Here is a 19,813-nt window from a genome sequence, read left to right on the forward strand (position 1 = left end):
ATCATGCATAGTCTTTTATAATGTTGATTTTCTTCGCACATGCACGATAAATACAATCCAGACCTTTAAATGAGGTTGGGTAATTGTATTTATTTTCAGATTCTTACAGTTCTTATGTTGCAAAGACGCAACGAAAAGACCCCGTTTTTGAGGGCTTTTCCCGAACCTGTGCATGAGTCGTCAGGGGTAAAACGATGACGACTCATTTCAATTAGAGAGAGGATTTAGCCGCGTGGCGCTGCTGCGCGGGCCAAGCGATCATTGATTGCTTCGCCAAGGCCCTCTACGGGAACAGGAACGACAGCAATCATGCTGCTCTCGCCTGCATCTGCTTTGCGCAGCGCTGTGAAGAGGTTTGCTGCAGCTTCTCGCAGACAACCGCTCTCACTTAGGTTGATGATGGAGCGGGCGTTTTCCTGACCTGCTGTGTATGTGTCGCCTAGAGTGATTAGCGTTTCGCCCTCTTTCACTTCCACTGCGTTCAAGCGAACGCCGCTCGATGGAGCATAGTGAGAGGTCAACATGCCCGGCGCACGTGGCGCGCTGTCATCCGTTCCTGCTGTTGCTAGTGACTGACCGAGCAGGGCCTCGATCTTCTCACGTTCAAGACCGCCCGGCCGCAATAGAGTAGGGCGTGGGCCAAGGAACGATACAATGGTGGATTCAACGCCAATGGTCGTTGGGCCATTGTCGATAATAAAAGCAAGCGAACGCTCAAGGTCGGCAATCACGTCATCAGCTGTGGTGCCGCTGATTTTGCCAGAAAGATTCGCGCTTGGTGCAGCAAGCGGACGGCCAATGCGCTCTGCTAGCTTTTGCATGACAGGTGCATCCGGCACGCGCAGCGCAACGCTATCAAGACCGGCGGTCGCAAGATCGCTCACGGTGCAAGAGGCGGCTTTGGGAACAACAATGGTAAGTGGGCCCGGCCAGAAAGCTTCTGCCAGCATACGGGCTGCATCACAGAAAACGCCGTGTTTTTCTGCAGCTTCCAATGATTCTACATGGGAAATGAGCGGATTAAACGAGGGACGGCCCTTCGCTTCATAGATACGAGCACACGCTTCGCCGTTGGTTGCATCGGCCGCGAGGCCGTAAACAGTCTCCGTCGGTACCGCCACCAACTTGCCGTCAATCAGCGCAGTGCAAACTTGTTCGAAAGTCTCACACGCTTCAAGTTGTTGATTTTCCTTCGGAAGCGTCCAGCGTTCCATGTTTTCGTTATCCTGAGTAAGACGAATGTATGGGTTCTGTCTATGTACATATCCTTGACGTTTACGTCAGCAATACTACTCTTCCCATAACCAAAAATGTTCAGCGGCGTTTTGATGGGCAAAAGCGCTTTCGTCAAGCCGCTAAGGGGGAAATGGACAAAATGTATCGCGCACCGCTCGAAGATATTACCTTCACGCTTAAGAATGTAACTGGTCTGGCCCAGCTTCAAAGCACCGCTACTGAGCTGGATATATCCGATGATCTGGTCGAAGCAATCCTTGGAGAGGCTGCAAAATTTGCAGAAGAGGAAATTGCTGATCTTAACAAGGTGGGTGATACGCATGGTGCCAAGCTGGTTGATGGCTCGGTACAAACCGCACCGGGTTGGAAAGAAGCCTACGCCAAGTGGGTGGCAGCTGGCTGGAATGGGCTGACTGGCCCAGAGGACTTTGGCGGACAGAGCTTGCCAACCATGCTGCATGTCGCGGTTCTGGAGATGCTTAACTCCGCTTCCATGTCTTTCGCGCTTGGCCCAACACTGACAACCGGTGCTGTTGAAGCGCTTGAAAAGCACGGCTCGGAAGAGCTGAAAAACCTTTACCTTGAGAAGCTTGTTACTGGTGAATGGACGGGAACCATGAACCTGACAGAACCTCAGGCTGGTTCTGACCTTAACGAGCTTCGCGCCAAGGCCGTACCTCAGGGTGATGGTACCTACAAAATCAGCGGTCAGAAGATCTTCATCAGCTATGGCGATCACGATATGGCTGACAACATCATTCATATGGTGCTTGCACGCCTACCGGATGCTCCGGCTGGTACCCGCGGTATCTCGCTTTTCTTGGTGCCGAAATTCCTCATTAATGAAGATGGCAGCATTGGTGAGTTGAACGATGTCAGCGTCGCAGGTCTTGAGCACAAGATGGGCATCCATGCTTCTCCAACCTGCACCATGTCTTACGGGGACAATGGCGGTGCAATTGGCTGGCTCGTAGGTGAAGAAAACCGCGGCTTGGCCTGTATGTTCACCATGATGAATAACGCTCGTCTTGCTGTTGGTGTTCAAGGCATCGGTATTGCAGAGCGAGCCTTCCAGCAGGCGCTTTCCTTCTCGCTGGAGCGTAAGCAGGGCAGAGCAAAGACCGCAGAAGGTGTTGCTCTTGCACCTATTGCTGCGCACCCTGATGTAAAGCGCATGCTTATGAGCATGAAGGCGCAAACGCAGGTTTGCCGTGTGCTTTGTTATGCTTGTGCGCACGCACTCGACATGCAGCGTTATGCCAAGACGGAAGAAGAGCGCAGCTTCTGGGCAGATCGCGCTGCTATGTTGACCCCAATCGCCAAAGCTTTGCCAACCGACATGGGCGTTGATGTTGCCTCCCTTGGCATTCAGGTTCATGGCGGCATGGGCTTCATTGAAGAAACCGGCGCAGCACAATACATGCGCGATGCGCGTATCGCTCCGATTTATGAAGGCACCAATGGCATCCAGTCCATCGACCTTGTCATGCGCAAGCTTCCTCTGGGTGGCGGCGATCATGTTGAGGGTCTCATCGCAGAGATTGCAGAGATCGCTGAAAGCGCCAGTGCAAGCAACGAGATTTCGCTCGGCTCCGCTCCGCACCGCCTGCATGCAGCCATTGAGGACCTACGTGAAGCGACAGCATGGATGAAGGCTGCGTTGGAAGCAGGAGAAGCTGATAAGGCGCTTGCCAGTGCAACACCTTACCTGCGCCTGTTTGGTTTAACGCTTGGTGCTGGCCTTCTGGTCAAAGGCGCTTTGGCGGCTAAAGACGGCACTTCAAACGCAGACAAGCAGCGCGGCCTGACTGCCCGTGTCTTTGCTGAAACAACTTTGAGCGAAACCTCCGCACTTAAAACAACTGTGGTGGGTGCAGCCGATGGCATTCTGGCGATTGAGCCAGAGATGATGGCCTAAGGCGCGATAGCTTACATACTCCAGGGGGATACCTTGATTAGTTTAGAAGTGAAGGACGGCGTTCAGATCGTACGTATCGACCGTGCGGAGAAGAAGAACGCGCTCACCTTTGATATGTACGAGACGCTTGCAGAAGCGTTCATCGTCGATAAGGAAGATGTCGGCTGTACGCTAGTACTTGGGCAGCCGGAAATGTTTACCGCTGGCAATGACATTGGTGACTTCCTGAAGTTCGCTTCGGGAAGCGATATGCCAATGGGCGGCGTGGTAAAGTTTCTGTCTTCTCTGACAGAAATCAAAACGCCGATGGTGGTCGGAGTCGATGGTCCTGCCATCGGTGTTGGTACCACTATGCTGCTCCATGCAGACATGGTTGTTGCCAGCCCGCGTGCCAGTTTTAAAACGCCTTTCGTAAACCTTGGTTTGGTGCCGGAGGCAGGCTCTAGCTTCATCGCGCCGCAAATCATGGGCCATGCAAGAGCATTCGAACTGCTTGTGCTGGGCGAGACGTTCACAGCGCAGCGTGCCTATGAAGCAGGCTTGGTAAACAAGATTGTGCCTGAAGAGGCCCTTGAAAACGAAGCTTTCGAGCTTGCCAAAAAAATCGCCGCAATGCCGCGTGAGGCTGTGCGCCTTTCCAAAGGGCTTTTGGATAAGAACAAGGCTGCAATTGGCGAGCGCATCAGCGATGAAATGGATATCTTCAAAGATCGCTTGAAGTCGGCTGAAGCTCGCAACGCTTTTATGGCGTTTATGATGAAATCAAAGAAATAGCCAACGCGGCTGGACAAACTGGAGATAAGCCTGATGCTTTCCGGAAAAACACTTTTTATCACAGGCGCTTCACGCGGGATCGGTCTTGCAATTGCGCTTCGTGCTGCCAAAGACGGCGCGAACATTGTGGTCGCTGCAAAGACTGCAGAGCCGCACCCGAAGCTTGAAGGTACTATTTACACAGCTGCTGAAGAAATCGAAAAGGCCGGTGGTAAAGCGCTGCCATTGGTTCTGGACGTGCGTGATGATGCCGGCGTTGAAGCAGCGATGGCAAAAGCGGCAGAAACCTTCGGCGGTATTGATATTGTGGTCAACAACGCCAGTGCTATCAATCTGACACCGCTCGATAAGATCGACATGAAGCGCTACGACCTCATGCATCAGATCAATACGCGCGGCACGTTGCTCTGCTCCAAAATGGCAATTCCTTACCTGAAGCAGTCGGATAACCCGCATATCCTGATGCTCTCTCCGCCGCTGGATATGAAGGAAAAGTGGTTCAAGAACCACACGCCATACTCAATGGCAAAGTACGGTATGAGCCTTGCCGTTTTGGGCCTTGCTGGTGAGCTGCGTTCCAAGGGCATTGCGGTCAACGCTCTGTGGCCACGTACCACTATTGCAACGGCGGCGGTAAAGAACCTTCTTGGCGGTGACCAGATGATGAACGCAAGCCGTACGCCGGAAATTCTGGCAGATGCTGCGCACATGATCTTCTCCAGCAGTGCCAAAGAGGTAAGCGGTAACTTCTTTATCGATGACACCTATCTCTCCGAGAACGGTGTAACAGACTTCGACCAATACCGCGTCAATCCAAAGGTCGATTTGGCACCGGACTTCTTCGTGCCCGAAGATAGTGTTCCGCCAGTCTCTTTGAAGGCTCTGGTAGACTGATAAACAAAAAGGGCCGGATCGCGACGATCCGGCCCTTTTTAATTCTGGCTAATGCCGTGAGCGAAAGCCTTACTCGTAGTCTTCACTGCGAGGATTGTAAGGGTTCACTTCTTTCCAAGCCTTCATAAGCGTCTGCAGTTCTTCGTCTTCGCGATCAGGAAGCGCAATCTCGATTGTCACGAAGAGGTCGCCGCGTTCGCCGCCTTTCTTCGGAAGGCCCTTGCCCTTCAGTCGCATGGTTTTGCCGCTGCTTGTATTCTCGTGAACAGTCAGGTTAACCGCACCCTCAAGGGTTGGTACGCGAACCTTGGCCCCAAGCACAGCTTCATAGAGCGCGATTGGAAGGGCGAGACGCAGATCATGTTCATCAACACGGTAAAGCGGGTGAGGGGCGTAACGCACCTCCACCATCGCATCACCCGGCTGGCCGCCGTGTGCAGAGCCATAACCCTGACCTTTCAGGCGGATCTTGTCGCCCTCAACGGTGCCTTCTGGGATTTTTACATCAACGGTTTTGCCGCTTGGCAGCTTTACGCGCACCTTGCCGACCTTCACAAGATCTTCAAGTGAAACACGCGCAACGATACTCGCATCAGCGCCTTTGGTTGGCTGGGAGCGTGGCGCTTCACCTGTAAAGCCTGCGCTGGAGCGTCTACGACCACCGCCGAAGCCGCCTAGAATGTCATTGAGGATGTCGTCAAAGCCGCCGCCACCGCCATCGCCGTGGAACTCTTGATGGAAACCGCCTTGGCCCTGCCGCGCACCGCGTCCGCCACCAAAGCCGCCAAAGCCACCGCCACCAAAACCTTGGCCGCCATAAAACTTCGGTTTGCCCTCGGCATCAATTTCGCCGCGGTCAAACTGTTCGCGTTTTTCTTTGTTTCCGACAATTTCATAGGCTTGGTTGATCTCGGCAAAGCGTTCTTTAGCTTTGGGATCACCCGCATTCTGATCGGGATGATATTTCTTTGCGAGCTTACGAAAAGCGCTTTTAATCTCTTTTTCATCGGCGGTTTTAGAAACGCCGAGGACGGAATATGGATCTCTCATAGGCTGCCATCTAACGACAAATTGGATTGGCCCATAAGCTGGACCATATTTACGGTGATCATATGGTATCGACGCGCAAAAAACATCAGCTACCTACCTATGCTCATCTCTAAGAGCGTTTGACCTTGTCTCGCATGGTCACTCAACTTGGAAAGAGCACGCAACTGTTTGTTTTAGCAGTCGTTTAGAAACGGTAAACAGGGGCGCTATTCAGAAAACGGTTCCATCTTAACAACCCGCATACTACGGTTTGTATCAGGGCAGGAGCGTCCTTGATAGGCTTTGATACCATCAATTGTGTTTGCGCTTGTCACAAACTCGGCGCAGCCAGCAAGGGCAGTATCCTTGTGCTCGATGAGTGAAAGGATGGTGCCGCTATTACCACTGGAAGGGTTTACCCATGCCAGCGGTTCGAAATAAGAATTGCTATTGGTGGTTTCTTCGCCGGTGATTGCTTCTTCAATCTTCTTTGAAATGATGAATTTGTCGCCTTGATCCACGCCGCCTTGCTCTTCCGTAGGAATGGAGCCGGTTGCAAGCATGGTGTCCTCGTCGCTAAAGTCGTCGGAATTAGAGCCCAGAGACATTGCAGTACAAGAGGAAAGACTTAACCCAATCAATATAGTTAGTACGCCGCGTTTAATGCGGGCCGACTCTTTGATATAGGATGCAGCAATCAAATTCATAGGACCTCTGGCCCTTTCCATTTTTGTAGGTAGCTGAAGAAAACTCGGCAGCTGGCTACCCCAAGGGGGAATTCAAAAAATGAACGATCAAAGTAAAGATTCTGATAATATATTTAGAAAAGATTACCTTAAGGAAGTCAATGGTCCCTTTCGGCTCTTCGGTGAATGGTTAAAGGAAGCCGAGAAGAGCGAGCCAAATGACCCAAATGCCATGGCGCTGGCAAGTGTGGATCCTGACGGAATGCCAAATGTTCGCATGGTTCTACTTAAGGGCTTTGACGATAACGGCTTTGTTTTCTACACAAACTTTGAAAGTACAAAGGGCCACGAGCTTTTGGAAAGCGGCAAGGCTGCGCTATGCTTCCACTGGAAGAGCCTGCGCCGGCAGGTCCGTGTTCGCGGTACGCTGGTAAAGGTGGGGGATGAAGTGGCGGATGAATATTACGCCTCTCGTCCGCGCTCCAGCCGGATTGGCGCTTGGGCTTCAAAACAGTCCCGCCCGCTGGAAAGCCGCTTTGCGTTGGAAAAGGAAGTTGCCCGTTACGCTGCCAAGTATGCGATCGGCGAAATTCCTCGCCCGCAGTACTGGTCTGGCCTGTGCCTACAGCCGCTTGAAATCGAATTCTGGCACGACCGCGCTTATCGTCTTCATGACCGCTTTGTTCTCAAGCGCGACACAATTGATAGCGAATGGAACATGACGCGCCTCTACCCTTAAGGGGCGCTCAAAACTATTGCCGAGCATAGCTGCAGACAAAAAATAAGGTGCGTCCTTTAAACGGACGCACCTTGTACCTTCACCAGTGAAACTGGATCAGTCTGTCGCGCATGGATAATCTGCATCTGGTTTAGTCGGATACTTATCTTTGGCTTTGGAACAGCAACAGTTTGCAGCTGCAACTGCTTGAATGCCGAGGGGTTTATAAAGACTATCCAAATCCGGCTTGGATGGCTTTGGATACTTTTCAGAGGTGTTTGTGGTCATCTCTCGTCTTGGTGGACTGCTGGTTTGTTTTAAGGGACCGCCTTCATAGAGATCGAAGCTTTCGATAACAAGTGGCACAAGTCCCATGGTGGTGAATCGCAGACTCGTTTAGTAACGCTGCACGGCACCAAATGAGCCTGAATTCAGGCACTATTATGATCGGTTGCTGTGCCTTTGATAGGTGACCAGAGAGCGCAGGAGTGGCGGATTTTCGCGGAAAAACTTGCGTGGTTAGGCTGCCTGTAAACCTGTCACGATGGGAAAAATACTTTATCTTCCGACACTTATGGATAAAACGGGTAGGTAATTTATCGATAAATTGCCGCTGAAAATACCCGTGGGATGTTTGGTGCTTCGTGTCGTTTGGTCGCAGTTTCTGCTGAGAATCTCTGGAAGAATCCGGAGTGATTAGGTATTAGGACTGATCAATATTAGTTGAGGGATATCCACTTCAATATTGAGGTCTAACCCATTGAATATAAGGAAATTACCCATTGGCCCTTTCTGCCGTAATCTTTGATCGCGACGGTACTTTGATTGACTTTGATGCAACATGGGGACCGGTCTTCGCCAATATGCTTTACGGTCTGACAGATGGGGACGAAATCGCAGCGGATAAAGCTGCCAAGGCCAGCGGGTTCGATCTCAAAAACAAGGTGTTTCTCACCGGCAGCCCAATCAAGGTTCAAACGCCCAAAGACTACTCTGTAATTTGGGCAGCAGCTCTTGATGAAGAGTTCACCGACGCATTCGTGGCGCGTGTAGAAGAGCTACTCCTTCAAAACGCGGGCATCGCAGTTACTCCGTTTAAGGACACTCTGAAGGTTATTCACGTCCTCTCTGAAATGGGAGTTCCTATTGGTCTAGCAACCAACGGCACAGAGGCATCAGCGCGTATGCAGTTGGAAGCGCTCGGCGTGCTGCAATACTTCGATTTTGTTGCCGGTTACGACAGCGGTTATGGAGCCAAGCCGGAAGCGGGACAGCTGCTCGCCTTTGCCAAGGCCTTTGGCTTGCAGCCTGAAGACATCGCGATGGTCGGCGATAGCCTTCACGATATTCATGCCGCCAATGCAGCCGGAATGGTGGGCATTGGCCTGACAACCGGCGCTATGACAGCAGAGCAGTTGGAGGCAGATAGCGACTATGTCTATGATGCTCTGGAAGGCATTTTACCCCACTTCACCGCAAAGAATGCCTAAGGGAAACGTGCAGGGCCGTTCCAATTTAATTAAAACTGCTGGATAGGGTCCCCATAATCGTACAGAGTCATATTTGCTCGGTTGTAAGGCGCGTTAAAACTCATAATATTGAGTGCTCTGGTACTTCCCGTTTTGCGGTCAATAGTTTGACCCAAGGAAAGACGGGTTTGGGCTGAGGACGGGTGCGGTAAAGTACACGAGGGGCAATGTACAACCTTCTGCCAATGCGGGTTTCCAAGTCAGCGTGGCTTAGCCGACGGATCGGTGCCATTGCACTACCGTTTCTGATCATATCCCTGCTTGCCCATCGCTTTCAGCTTATCAGTGCTCAAGAGCTTGTAATCCTCTTCGGCTTTGGTTTTGCCATGGGTGTTGCGGGCCTTGGGTTGGCTCTCTATTCCCTCGTCGATCTTTGGAGGGAAGGCGGCAAGGGCTTTGGCAATTCCGTTTGGGGTATTCTGTTTGCAGGTATAGCTCTGTTTCCGTTTGGCCTCGCGGTGGTAGGTCTCATGAACTATCCGCGCATGAATGACGTCTCAACCGATCTGCAAGAGCCGCCTGCGCTAAACCAGTATCAGGAGCTGGAAGCACCCCTTGATGCAGCAAAGATCGATCTGCAGAGAAAGCACTATCCAGATATCGTGCCGCGCCGTTTCAGAGTGCACCCGCATGAGCTGCATAACGCGGCGGGCAATGTGGCGGAGCGGCTGGGTTGGGTTGTCCTCTACGATGGGGCTTCGGACTTGTCGGATGAACCTTCCTTTTTCATCTTGGAAGCAACGACGCCGATTTTCGCTTTCAAGGATGATGTAGCGCTGCGCATTCGGCCTGATCCGGTAGGCTCTTTGCTTGATATCCGGTCCGCTTCCCGCTTCGGTGAGCATGACTTTGGCGCAAATGCAAAGCGTATCCGCAAGTTCTTGGATCAGCTTGATGCTGTGCTGCTGGAATCCTACGGCGATGCGGCGGTGCTGCCAACTCCGGGCCAGCTGGAAGGCGAGTTTGACCCTGAGTACGAACTGCCTGACTTTACAAAGGAGCCAGAGCAAAACTCTGGTCCTCTGAAACCACGTCAGATAACGCCGGTTCCAGATCTAAAACCTAGCCTTCGCAATTAAAAGAGCAGGGTAGAGGTCCACCCTGCTCAAAATCGCTGTATTTGCTTTCCGCGTAAGAGGCGGGCTTGCCGTCAGGCTTGCTCTTGCGCCGCTGCGGTGCCGGACTGGGAGCGAAGATCGGCAAATGCTGCCTCAATACGCGCGATAGCCTCTGTAACCATTGCACGCGGACAAGCAAGGTTAAAGCGGACGAACGTTTCACCGCCTTTGCCGAATGTCGCTCCGTGGTTCACCGCAACTTTTGCGTCCCGCTCAATGCGTCTGAGAACTTCGTTGAAAGGCAAGTCCACACCGCTGACGTCTACCCAAGAAAGGTAGGTGCTGTGTAAGCGCATGACTTTCGCGCCCGGAATAGCCGCTTCAAGACCTTCTGCCAGTAGCTTCTCGTTACCCTCAATGTACTCAACGACCGCGTCTACCCATTCGTCGCCGTTGTTGTAGGCTGCTGTTGTTGCGAGCGAACCCAAACGGTTAGGGCCGATTCCGCAAGCATTTGCCTGTGCTGCATAGCGCTTGCGGATATCTTCATCGCTGATAATCGCCGCCGCAGTCATAAAGCCTGCAAGGTTGAAGGTTTTGGAGGCTGCCGAGAAAGTGATGGTTCGTGCTGCGATCTCAGGTGAAAGGGTCGCAGTTGGAATGTGCTTGTAGCCGGAGAACACAAGGTCTTCGTGGATCTCGTCAGAGATGATCAAGATGCCGCGCTCAAGGCAGAAAGCGCAGATCTGCTCCAGCTCTTCTCTGGTCCATACACGGCCACCCGGGTTGTGCGGCGTGCAGAGCAGCAGGATCTTCGTCTTTTTATCGACCAAAGAAGGCAGGGTCTCGAAGTCGATCTTGTACTGCCCACCTTCAATAAGAAGCTGGCTCTCAATGAGTTTGCGGTTGTTTGCATGAACCGCGCGGCCAAAGGCGTGATAAACTGGAGAGAAAACTAAAACGCCGTCGCCCGGCTCGGAAAATGCCTGAATGGCAAGAGAATATCCGGCAACGACACCCGGTACGGTGGAGATCCAGTCCTTCTCGACAGTGAAGCCATGGCGGCGATCCATCCACGAGACGATAGACTGTTTAAATGCATCATCATCGCCATAGTAACCATTGATGCCATGCTCGGCCTGCGCCTTCAGCATGTCGTTGACAGCCTGCGGCGGACGGAAGTCCATATCCGCAACCCACATAGGAATGCCATCTTCAGCAGAGATGCCGTAGCGGCTTTCCATCTCGTCCCATTTCATAGAGTGTGTGTTCTTGCGATCAACGATGCTGTCGAAATCAATGGCCATGGTTACAGACTGTCTCTTGAATGTTGTTAGTTCTACGAGGATACATGCGCCCCTGAAGCGTTCCAAGGATGAGATAGGTCTCTATCCTTGAGTTTTTCAGAGCTATGCGGGAATAAATTTTCCGCTAAGGGATATTGGCAGTTCGCAGGAAACGCGCTTTTGCACCACAAGGTCTTCAAGATGGGCGAGAACGTTAAGTGCCGCTGCGCCGTGCAGTTTCGGGTCCACATCCTTGTAAATGACTGCAACCATTTCAGGAATACTCTCAACGCCTGCTGCGACTTGCTCCATAACTGCCGCTTCTCTTTGAAGACGGTGAGCCTTCAGAGCGGGTAGATATTGAGAAGGGTTCAAAATTTCCCCACCATGGGCTGGAAACATCCTGTGGTCGCCAAATCCGGTTAGTAGCTCAAGTGACGCCATATAGTCAGACATTGAACCATCCGGCGGCGCAACAACCGTCGTAGACCACGCCATAACATGATCGGCGGTGAGGACCACCTTCATCTCAGGTATGCGAAAGGCGATGTGGTTGACCGTATGTCCCGGTGTGTCCAGCGTCTCGATTTCCATTCCATCAATGGTGAAGCGGTCTCCGCCTTTGAGGATGCGGGCAGGGTTGTATGAAGCATCCGCGCTCGCCTGCATTGGGTTCTCTGGCATGTCCTTAAAGGCTTCCGCGCGGCGATGCTCGGTTGAGCCCCATATTGGAGCGCCCGTTCTGTCCTGTAGTGCCTGCGCAAGCGGTGAGTGATCAATGTGTGTATGGGAAACCAGAATAGCCTTAACGGGGCGCGAGCCTATTGCTTCCATAAGGCTTGAGAGGTGCGCCTCATCAAGCGGACCAGGGTCAAGAACCGCTACTTCTTTCTGCCCAATTAGGAAGGTATTGGTGCCGAAAAATGTAAGCGGACCGGGATTGTTGCAGGTAACGCGCGAAAGCCCTGGAAGTATTTCCACATGTTCTCCGTAGCGCGGAACAAATGTGCGATTGAACTCAAGCACTGCCTATCCTCCCCAAGCTTGCAGCTTCATACCCTTCTGGCTCTATGAGGAAACCTAGGGAATCTCAATGGGTAATTGGTTGTCCCATCAGTTAAATGCATCTCTAGGGATGCAAAATTTACCGAACTACGTGGTTTTTTAGATTGCAATTAAGAATGAGTTGCAAGTAGAGTGTGGATGTGCGTATGGTTTTTTCCGCGGCTTGTGGTCATTCTCTAAGCAGAATCAATGAACAAGCCCTTGTCTTGTAAAGAAAGATCAAAAGATGAAGTCGATCACCGGGAGTTTACGTAGCCTTTTGGCCGTGGGACTGCTCTTGGGTATGAGCGCTGTAGCAACAGCGAAAGAACCTCTCAACATTGTTGCCACCGTTGGCATGGTTTCTGACGCTGTAAAGGCTGTTGGCGGAGAGCGCGTAGAGACGGAAGCTTTGATCGGATCAGGTATCGATCCGCACTCCTACCGCCAGACACGTAACGATGTGGTCAAACTGGGCCGCGCTGATGCGATTTTCGCAAACGGCCTGTTTCTCGAAGCGCAGCTGGAAGAGCTGCTGCTGAAGCTGAAGACCAAGAAGCCGGTATTTTTCGTGGGTGAGGGTATCTCTAAAGACAAGCGTATGGGCAGCGCAGACTATCAGGGCCGTTATGATCCGCACGTTTGGATGAGCCCTGAACTCTGGATCAATGCGGTGAATGCTACAGAAGCAGCGCTGATTGAACTGGACCCAGAAGGCGAAGCCTACTTCAAGAAAAATGCGGACGAATATCGCAAGCAGATTGAAGCCCTTGCGGACTATGGCGATACGGTGCTTGCCACCGTGCCAGAGCAGAAGCGTGTGCTCGTAACTGCGCACGATGCCTTTGCCTACCTTGGTCGCGATTTTGGTATGGAGGTTGTCGGCATTCAGGGCGTTTCTACTAACTCTGAGGCAGGCCTCAACCGCATTGAAGAACTGGTGAATTTGCTGGTCGAAAAGAAAATCGAAGCTGTTTTTGTAGAATCTTCGGTTTCTGAGCGAAATGTCCGTGCATTAGTGGAAGGCGCGGCTGCCCGCGGCCATAAAGTTGTCATAGGTGCAGAGTTGTTTTCTGATGCCATGGGTGACCCTGGTACCTATGAAGGAACGTATGTGGGCATGATCGACCACAACATGACAAGTATTGCCCGTGCACTTGGTGGCAAAGCCCCGGAACGTGGCCTCAATAACAAACTTTCTCGAGGAGAAAGCTAATGGCGGCACAAGACAACTACAACCTTCAACAAAACGAAGGGGGTAGCGTGCAAGCTGAAACCGCGTGGAAGGATTCTCCCTTCCACGTTTCCGGTTTGACTGTAGCGTATCACCACAAACCGGTTCTCTGGAATGTCACATACACAGCCCCCAAAGGGGAACTGATCGGCATTATCGGTCCAAACGGCGCAGGTAAATCTACGTTTCTGAAGGCCGCACTCGGCCTTATCCCTAAGCTGTCTGGCGAAACCACCGTTTTCGGCAAGCCTGTCCGCAAGATGATGGACAAGGTCGCCTATGTCCCGCAGCGCAACGCGGTAGATTGGGATTTTCCTGCAACCGCAGTTGATGTTGTCATGATGGGCCTTTACGCCAAGGTGGGCTGGTTCCGCTGGCTTGGTCGTCGTCAACGTCAAGAAGCTCTGAAAAGCCTTGAAGCTGTGGGTATGACTGCCTTTGCAGATCGCCAGATTGGTCAGCTTTCAGGTGGCCAGCAGCAGCGTGTGTTTCTTGCCCGTGCTTTGGCGCAGGATGCTGATGTTTACCTCATGGATGAGCCGTTTGCCGGTGTTGATGCTGCTACCGAAAAAGCAATCATCGAAGTGCTGCGCACGCTCGTAAAACGCGGCAAGACCATTCTTGTTGTGCACCATGATCTGGAAAGCGTCACCCAGTACTACAGCCATGTATTGCTGATTAACGGTCAGCACATTGCAAGTGGCCCGACTGCAGAAGCCTTTACGGCAGAGAACCTGCAAAAAGCCTATGGCGGCCGATTGGCATCGACCCAGCTTGAAGGTTTGCAAAGTTCAGCTAAAGAACAAGAATAGGTCATAGCATGCCTTCACTTGTCGATATTCTCTTCCTGTCTGCTGGCTATAACACAGCGCTGGTGTGCATTGGTGCAGCTCTTCTCGGCGCTGCCAGTGGTGCAGTTGGTGTTTTTGTTTTGCTGCGTAAGCGCACGCTGGTTTCCGATGCTATCAGCCACTCAACGCTTCCCGGTGTTGCTCTTGCCTTCATCGTAGGAGAGCTGTTTTTCGGGGTAGGGCGCTCGCTGCCGGTTCTGCTAGTAGGCGCAGCTCTTTCTGCGGGCATCGGTGTGCTGGCGGTGGACTGGATCCGCTCCCATACCCGCCTAACCGAAGACACCGCAATCGGAACAGTTCTATCGACATTCTTTGCGCTTGGTATGGTGCTGCTTACCGTCATTCAGTCCATGTCTGTTGCGGGGCGTGCCGGTCTGGAAGGCTTCTTGCTCGGCGCAACTTCGGGCATGACCTATTCAGAAGCGATGATCATTGCCATTGCTGCCGTCGTCGTGGGCTTCGCGCTTCTTCTGCGCATCAAGGAATTCACCATCCTTTGCTTTGATGAAGGCTTCGCCGCAGCGAGCGGCTACAACGTTACGATGTTGGATAGAACACTGCTGCTGCTTCTACTGGCAGTGGTTGTTATCGGGTTGAAGACGGTGGGGCTCGTTCTCATCATCGCGCTGGCCATTATTCCTCCAGTCGCAGCTCGTTTTTGGAGTGAGCGCGTTCCTGTTGTCGTTGCTCTGTCCGCAGCTATCGGCGCGGTTGGTAGCTACCTCGGTGCAGCAATTTCAGCCTCCGCGCCAGATATGCCAACCGGCGGCATTATCGTTCTCGTTCTCTTTTCTTTCTTCGTGGTGTCTCTCATCGGTTCGCCGGTGCGCGGATTGCTTGCTGCATACCTGCGCCATCGTCGTTTCCAAGGACAGGTCCACATGCGCCAAGGTCTCCTTTCCATCGCTCATGATGAGCCAATCCTCGAGCCGGTAACCCGAAAATTGCTGGTAAAAGCGCGGTTTATGGAAGGTGATGGACGCGTCACACCAACAGGATATGCGCAGGCCCGCGTTATCGCTCGCGATCAGGCGCTATGGAACCTCTATAAACAGGAAGAGCCGGATGAAGCGGCAACTGTGCAGGAGTGGTCACTGAAGCTTATTCAAGAAGTGCTGCCGCCTGATACGGTTAAGTCATTGGAAAACAAACTGGGCGCTCGTGTAATTCCGGTAGGGGTGTAACAATGGAAATCTTCTGGCAATTTGACTTTCCAAGCATCCTTCTGGGCACTCTTGCAGCGCTGGTTTGCGGTTTGCTTGGTAACTTCCTTGTGCTGCGCAGGCAGGCACTTATGGGCGATGCAATCTCCCACGTCGTTCTGCCGGGTATTGTTGTCGGCTTCCTGCTTTCAGGTGGTGCTAGTGCACTTGCCATGATGCTTGGTGCCGGTGTCTCCGCTATCTTCGCGGTGGTGCTTATCGAGGTGATCCGCCGCGTAGGTAACGTTGAGTCCGGCGCTGCGATGGGTGTGGTGTTCACCACCATGTTTGCCGCAGGTGTTGTTATTCTGGAGCAGACAGGAACCGCCGGTGTTCATCTGGATGTAGAGCACGCACTCTACGGTAATCTCGAAAGTGCGGTTTGGCTGGAAGCAACTGGCATCGAGAGCCTGTTTGATCCGGCAGCGCTTGGCGCTCTGCCTCACGATATTGGCGTGCTTGCTGTCGTTACAGTGCTGGTTGTCGGGTTCATTCTGGCTCTGTTTAAAGAACTCAAACTTGCAAGCTTTGATGCGCTATTGGCTCAAAGCCTTGGCTTTTCACCGCGCTTCTTGGGCTTTGCATTGATTGTGATGGTCGCAATTGCATCGGTTGCAGCGTTTAGTGCAGTGGGCTCTATTCTTGTTATCGCCATGTTCATCTGTCCTGCAGCAACTGCACGAATGCTGACTGATAATATGGCAACGCAAATCAAGCTCTCCGCCGTTTTCGCTGTCCTCAGCGGCGTGCTGGGCTACCTACTGGGCGCATTCGGTCCGCTGATGTTTGGCTCTTATATGAGCGTTTCTGCTGCCGGTATGATCGCAGTTGTCGCTGGCTTCTTCCAGCTCATCGCGATGTTGTTTGCCCCTCAATACGGCGTTATTCCACGCCGCTGGCGCCAGAAGAACGATCTAAGCAACGGCGCTGCATCAGACGATATCCCCAGCGTTGCTTTGTAGAATTACATAGTCACTGCTAAGCTTCCTCAGTCGGGTGGCCATCATGGCCTGACTGAGGGGGTTAATATGGCAACAATCGAGGACGGCACCAAGGACGCGTGCCAGATCGTCGTGACGGGTTTGTTGAATGACGTATTCGACGCATTCTCGCAAAGCTTCAACGAGTGGTGGCCGATGGACTATCGCTTTGAGGAAGATAGCTTCATAGGTCTTTCGCCGGTACACGGTGGTGACTGCTATGAAGATACAGAGGACGGCAGACGGTTGGTGTGGGGCACAATCGAGAACATCGAGCGACCTTCAAGGCTATCACTATTCTGGCTCATTTCTCCCAAGCGCTTGCTCATTTCCGATCCGCAAAATGCAGGTGGCATCGATATCGGCTTTCGTCAGGAAGGTCATAGCGTCGTCATCTCGGTAGAATTCCATGGGTTCGATAACTACGGCGAAGATGGCCAGATCTACCAAAGCGCCATGCAATCTTCGGCTGGTTGGCCTTATTGCCTTCAAGAGTTTCGCAGGTTTTGGGAGGCGCAGCCCGCTCTGGCCTCTACTTGAGGCAGCAGGGTTTTGTGGGTGCGCATCGCTTGAACCGTAAAATCTGCACTTTGGTTGCTTGAAAAATGGTTGGCTCTGCTAAATATATCGCTTCTGGTCTCTAGAATAAGGGGCAGGGCTCCCATTGATGCTGCACGGTAAAGCACCACCAAATCAACGGGACTTCAAAATCGTTTAAACGAACAACTGGGATAGTCGTTAGAGTGTCATGCTCGGTGTTTAAGGTTTTCCTTCACCAAGTACATGGCAAGCTCTCAAGGGCTAAACCCCTAAGATAATAAAGTGGCGGTTATAATCATTGGCTAAGGCGAACGAGGGCAAAGAAGCGGAATTAAGCTCTGAACCGTTGGGCTTGAGGATCAATAGAAAAACGGTCTATCGCAAATCCGTTGATGTGCGCTGGTTACTGCTGACCTTCGCGCTGGTCCTTGCTTTCTTCTATCTTGCGTTCGATGTGCCGTTCTGGGCGCTGTTTACCGCCTTTGCAGTGCTGTTCACGCTGGTTATCGGCGGGGGCATGAAGTCCCGCACCAAGCTTAAACCACCAAGCGCCCTAGGCTCCAAAGAGGATGCGTCCGTTCTCGATAGAGGCATGAAATCTGTCGTCAACGCACTGCCCAACCCGTGTTATGTCGTCGATTATCGCGGCACCACGCAGTATGTGAATGCTGCTGCCCAAAAGCGCTTCGGTATCATCGCCCTTGGTGACCCGCTTTCCTTCCGTATCCGTGCACCGTCCTTGCTGGAAGCGCTGGACCGTGTTGCTCACGGTGGTACTTCAGAGATTATCGAGTGGTCTGAAAAGGTGCCGATGGAGCTATGGCTTGAAGCCCATATCTCCCCACTTTGGAGCGTTGCAGTGCGCCGCTCTGGTGGGCAGAAAAGGCCCGGCCTCATTCTCGTTGTTATTCGAGATCTGACCGAAACAAAACGTCTGGAGCGCATGCGTGCAGACTTCGTGGCCAACGCAAGCCATGAACTTCGCACTCCGCTGGCTTCTCTAACCGGCTTTATCGAGACCCTTCAAGGACCAGCCAAAAACGATGAGGTGGCTCGCGAGCGCTTCCTTGCCATCATGCTGGAACAGGCAGAGCGCATGCGCCGCCTTATTGACGATCTGCTTTCCCTCTCGCGTATCGAGATGAAGGTTCACGTTCTGCCTGAGACCATTGTCGATCTTCGGGACGTGCTAAAGCACTCCGTGGACTCCTTAGCGCCGATCGCCAAAGAGCTGGAGGTCGATGTCTCCATTGAAGTGCCGGATGCACCTGTTGTCGTGCGAGGCGAAAAGGATGAGCTCATTCAGGTGGTTCATAACCTTGCCGAAAACGCACTCAAATACGGTGGCAGCGGCGGTAAAGTCGATCTGAAAATCGAACGGGTTTCTGGTAGTCAGGACGTGCCGGAATGGCTCCTTTCAGTAAAAGACTATGGGCCGGGTATTCCACCAGAACACCTTCCACGCCTTACAGAACGGTTTTACCGTGTCGATACCCAGACAAGCCGCCAGATGAAAGGTACGGGTCTGGGGCTAGCTATCGTTAAGCACATTTTGACCCGTCACCGCGCACGACTCGAAATAGATAGTCATCTCGGAGAAGGTGCAACATTTCGCATATTTATACCGGGAGCTGTGTCGCTTATTACCGAGATGGAAGAAGATTAACGCGAAAAAACAAAGCCTTATACTGTCACAAAACTGAAAACAAACCTTCATATAACCATCATAGCGAAGGCGTAGTTTTCACCTCGTCCCGGACGGATGAGCGTCCGGGTTGAAGGGTTTAACCGATACTCCCAAGGAGACGTCAGGTGACAAATAAGGCATTGGCAAGCATTGCTATGGTTGGTCTGGTCAGCGCAATTGCTACAGGCTCTGCTCAAGCTCGTGATCAGATTCAGATCGTTGGTTCTTCTACCGTATTTCCATTTTCTACTGCTGTAGCCGAACAGTTCGGCCAGAAAACAGATTTCAAAACACCTGTCGTTGAGTCCACCGGTTCCGGTGGTGGCATCAAGCTCTTCTGTGATGGCGTTGGCGAAAATACGCCAGACATCACCAATGCGTCCCGCCGCATGAAGGAAAAAGAGCTGAAGACCTGCCTTGAAAATGGCGTAACGCCGGTTGAGGTAATGGTTGGCTTCGATGGTATCGTCATGGCTAGTTCCAAAAGCGGTCCATCCCTTGACCTGACAAAGGGCCAGATCTTCCTTGCTCTTGCCAAGGAAGTTCCTATGGACGGCAAGCTAGTTGCGAACCCATACAAAAACTGGTCTGACATCGACCCGTCTCTTCCAAGCACCAAGATCGAAGTACTCGGCCCTCCACCAACCTCTGGTACACGTGATGCGTTCTCCGAGCTTGCTCTTGAAGGTGGTTGTAAGGAAGTTCCAGGCGCCGCTGATCTGGGTCTGAAGAAAAAAGCCTGTCACGAAATCCGTGAGGACGGCGCTTACATCGAAGCTGGCGAGAACGACAACCTGATCGTTCAAAAGCTCGATGCGAACCCGAACGCTCTGGGTATCTTTGGCTTCTCCTTCCTCGACCAGAACGCTGACAAGCTGAAAGCTGCAAACGTGGGTGGTGTAGAGCCAACCTTCGAAGCAATCGCTGATGGCGCATATCCAGTTTCCCGCAGCCTGTTCTTCTACGTGAAGAAAGAGCACGCTGGCGTTATTCCGGGTATTGAAGGTTACGTTGCCGAGTTCACCAATGAAGATACTTGGGGTGACGAAGGCTACTTGGCAGATAAGGGCCTTATCCCACTGCCTGCTGAACAGCGCGATACCGTCGCAAAAGCTGCAGCAAACCTGACCCCATTCTCCTACTAAGC

At 52.4% G+C, this 19,813-nt stretch carries 19 protein-coding genes; 13 read left to right on the forward strand and 6 right to left on the reverse strand.

All coding sequences use genetic code 11. The features are described 5' to 3' along the window. Positions 1–224: 224 nt before the first annotated feature. Positions 225–1,214 carry an L-threonylcarbamoyladenylate synthase gene (locus E1162_RS15960; protein ID WP_155133177.1) on the reverse strand — a complete coding sequence of 330 codons (990 nt, stop codon included), beginning with the start codon at positions 1,212–1,214 and terminating at the stop codon, positions 225–227. 161 nt (positions 1,215–1,375) lie between these two features. Between E1162_RS15960 and E1162_RS15965 the strand changes: the two genes are divergently transcribed. Genes E1162_RS15965 through E1162_RS15975 form a run of 3 tightly spaced genes read left to right on the forward strand, consistent with a single transcriptional unit; the run spans position 1,376 to position 4,822 of the window. Continuing rightward, entirely contained in the window at positions 1,376–3,154 is a 1,779-nt protein-coding gene (locus E1162_RS15965) for an acyl-CoA dehydrogenase family protein (protein ID WP_155133180.1), read from the forward strand. A 33-nt stretch (positions 3,155–3,187) separates the two neighbouring features. Beyond that, a complete protein-coding gene (locus tag E1162_RS15970) occupies positions 3,188–3,928 on the forward strand; it encodes an enoyl-CoA hydratase-related protein (protein WP_155133183.1) in 741 nt (246 codons plus the stop codon). Positions 3,929–3,958: 30 nt separating this feature from the next. Beyond that, entirely contained in the window at positions 3,959–4,822 is an 864-nt protein-coding gene (locus tag E1162_RS15975) for an SDR family oxidoreductase (protein ID WP_155133186.1), read from the forward strand. 69 nt (positions 4,823–4,891) lie between these two features. Here E1162_RS15975 and E1162_RS15980 read toward each other — a convergent pair whose 3' ends face one another. Together E1162_RS15980 and E1162_RS15985 are read right to left on the reverse strand one after the other, a co-directional pair. Continuing rightward, positions 4,892–5,872: a DnaJ C-terminal domain-containing protein gene (locus E1162_RS15980; RefSeq protein ID WP_155133189.1), complete on the reverse strand. Its 981-nt coding sequence runs from the start codon at positions 5,870–5,872 to the stop codon at positions 4,892–4,894. Positions 5,873–6,078: 206 nt separating this feature from the next. Next, positions 6,079–6,558: an RT0821/Lpp0805 family surface protein gene (locus E1162_RS15985; protein ID WP_257099052.1), complete on the reverse strand. Its 480-nt coding sequence runs from the start codon at positions 6,556–6,558 to the stop codon at positions 6,079–6,081. 79 nt (positions 6,559–6,637) lie between these two features. On the opposite strand from E1162_RS15985, the gene pdxH reads away from it, so the two are divergent. Further along, the gene (gene pdxH / locus E1162_RS15990; RefSeq protein WP_155133195.1) at positions 6,638–7,276 is read left to right on the forward strand and encodes a pyridoxamine 5'-phosphate oxidase; all 639 of its coding nucleotides are present in this window, start codon (positions 6,638–6,640) and stop codon (positions 7,274–7,276) included. 96 nt (positions 7,277–7,372) lie between these two features. Here pdxH and E1162_RS15995 read toward each other — a convergent pair whose 3' ends face one another. Continuing rightward, on the reverse strand, positions 7,373–7,630 hold the full coding sequence (locus E1162_RS15995) for a hypothetical protein (protein WP_155133198.1): 258 nt from the start codon (positions 7,628–7,630) through the stop codon (positions 7,373–7,375). A 407-nt stretch (positions 7,631–8,037) separates the two neighbouring features. On the opposite strand from E1162_RS15995, the gene E1162_RS16000 reads away from it, so the two are divergent. Both E1162_RS16000 and E1162_RS16005 read left to right on the forward strand, forming a co-directional pair. Beyond that, positions 8,038–8,745: an HAD family hydrolase gene (locus E1162_RS16000; RefSeq protein WP_155133201.1), complete on the forward strand. Its 708-nt coding sequence runs from the start codon at positions 8,038–8,040 to the stop codon at positions 8,743–8,745. 206 nt (positions 8,746–8,951) lie between these two features. After that, positions 8,952–9,863, forward strand: a complete 912-nt coding sequence (locus E1162_RS16005; RefSeq protein WP_155133203.1) for a DUF1499 domain-containing protein — start codon at positions 8,952–8,954, stop codon at positions 9,861–9,863. 71 nt (positions 9,864–9,934) lie between these two features. Here E1162_RS16005 and E1162_RS16010 read toward each other — a convergent pair whose 3' ends face one another. Both E1162_RS16010 and E1162_RS16015 read right to left on the reverse strand, forming a co-directional pair. Beyond that, a complete protein-coding gene (locus E1162_RS16010) occupies positions 9,935–11,149 on the reverse strand; it encodes a MalY/PatB family protein (RefSeq protein ID WP_155133794.1) in 1,215 nt (404 codons plus the stop codon). A 102-nt stretch (positions 11,150–11,251) separates the two neighbouring features. After that, positions 11,252–12,154 (reverse strand): MBL fold metallo-hydrolase, encoded by a 903-nt coding sequence (locus tag E1162_RS16015; protein ID WP_371311984.1) that lies wholly within the window; start codon positions 12,152–12,154, stop codon positions 11,252–11,254. Positions 12,155–12,476: 322 nt separating this feature from the next. On the opposite strand from E1162_RS16015, the gene E1162_RS16020 reads away from it, so the two are divergent. From E1162_RS16020 to E1162_RS16050, 7 genes are all read left to right on the forward strand, one after another. Beyond that, positions 12,477–13,388, forward strand: coding sequence for a metal ABC transporter solute-binding protein, Zn/Mn family (locus tag E1162_RS16020; RefSeq protein WP_257099053.1), 912 nt, complete (start codon positions 12,477–12,479; stop codon positions 13,386–13,388). Next, positions 13,388–14,218, forward strand: a complete 831-nt coding sequence (locus tag E1162_RS16025) for a metal ABC transporter ATP-binding protein (RefSeq protein WP_155133209.1) — start codon at positions 13,388–13,390, stop codon at positions 14,216–14,218. Before E1162_RS16020 ends, E1162_RS16025 begins: the two co-directional genes overlap by 1 nt. Before the next feature lie 8 nt (positions 14,219–14,226). Then, entirely contained in the window at positions 14,227–15,441 is a 1,215-nt protein-coding gene (locus E1162_RS16030) for a metal ABC transporter permease (protein ID WP_155133212.1), read from the forward strand. 2 nt (positions 15,442–15,443) lie between these two features. After that, positions 15,444–16,421 (forward strand): metal ABC transporter permease, encoded by a 978-nt coding sequence (locus tag E1162_RS16035; protein ID WP_155133215.1) that lies wholly within the window; start codon positions 15,444–15,446, stop codon positions 16,419–16,421. Positions 16,422–16,487: 66 nt separating this feature from the next. Next, positions 16,488–16,979, forward strand: a complete 492-nt coding sequence (locus E1162_RS16040) for an SRPBCC family protein (RefSeq protein WP_155133218.1) — start codon at positions 16,488–16,490, stop codon at positions 16,977–16,979. Between the two features lie 298 nt (positions 16,980–17,277). Further along, positions 17,278–18,645: an ATP-binding protein gene (locus E1162_RS16045; RefSeq protein WP_155133221.1), complete on the forward strand. Its 1,368-nt coding sequence runs from the start codon at positions 17,278–17,280 to the stop codon at positions 18,643–18,645. 146 nt (positions 18,646–18,791) lie between these two features. Beyond that, positions 18,792–19,811 (forward strand): PstS family phosphate ABC transporter substrate-binding protein, encoded by a 1,020-nt coding sequence (locus E1162_RS16050; RefSeq protein ID WP_371311985.1) that lies wholly within the window; start codon positions 18,792–18,794, stop codon positions 19,809–19,811. Positions 19,812–19,813: the final 2 nt, after the last annotated feature.

This window comes from Pseudovibrio flavus (genome assembly GCF_009711345.1).
Taxonomy (GTDB): Bacteria; Pseudomonadota; Alphaproteobacteria; order Rhizobiales; family Stappiaceae; genus Pseudovibrio; species Pseudovibrio flavus.